1 protein-coding gene is annotated in these 734 nt (G+C 50.0%); it reads right to left on the bottom strand.

The genetic code is table 11. The annotated features are described in order from the left end of the window. Positions 1-716: trypsin-like serine protease (locus F0L74_RS34645; RefSeq protein WP_246197959.1), on the bottom strand; the 716-nt coding region annotated here is incomplete at its 3' end. Between the last annotated feature and the right edge of the window lie 18 nt (positions 717-734).

Raw genomic sequence — 734 nt, 5'->3', positions numbered from 1 at the left:
AGGTAGATGTCATTGGCATTGCTCTTTCCAAAAGATACGATGCCTACTAGCGCATTTTGGAAGAAGGCAGGGGCACCCAAGTCAGTATTGTCGTAGTCGCGGCCACCAGCCCGGACCAAACCGGCGCAGAATTTGTTATCAGTCACGACGCGATCATGACCCTTGTACTGTTCCCTGCAGTTTTCTTTGTTGGTCACAATGAGTTCGAGCTTGTGGAGGTTGCCGTCAGATACACTGCCGCCTTGAACGGTAGTTCCCCATCCGAGCAGATCAACAAAAATACCCTGGGGTATTACGACACCTTGTTGGATAATAGCACCCTGCTGGATGTTTGGGCCGAAGTGGATGGCATGTGTTACTCGTACGATGCTCACATCCTTGTCGTAATTCTCCTCAGAGAATTCGGGATGGTTAACAGCAAAGTGAACATAAGATATTTCACCGGGCTCACTGCGACGGGAAGATCCAGCGATAATGCGACGGTATGCAGGATCGTAGAATTCTCCATGGAAACAGGTAGCAGTTGAAAGGTAGTGGTAGTTGGTGAGAACAATACCAGCGCACTGTTGGAACCATTGATTCAAGATGGGTAGGAATACTTCAATTTGGACCAGGCTGGGGTGCTCGCCAATAGACACAGGTCTACCGAGATCGCTAGCAGTGCAGCTGCAGACGGCAGCGAGCACAGCTACGGCTAAGGTGAGAACGGAAACCATTGTTCCTATCGAGTCGAA

Origin of the sequence: Chitinophaga agrisoli (assembly GCF_008386695.1) — a bacterium.
Taxonomy (GTDB): domain Bacteria; phylum Bacteroidota; class Bacteroidia; order Chitinophagales; family Chitinophagaceae; genus Chitinophaga; species Chitinophaga agrisoli.
Note: the sequence above shows the minus strand (reverse complement) of the source record. Positions and strands in the feature narration are given on the sequence as shown.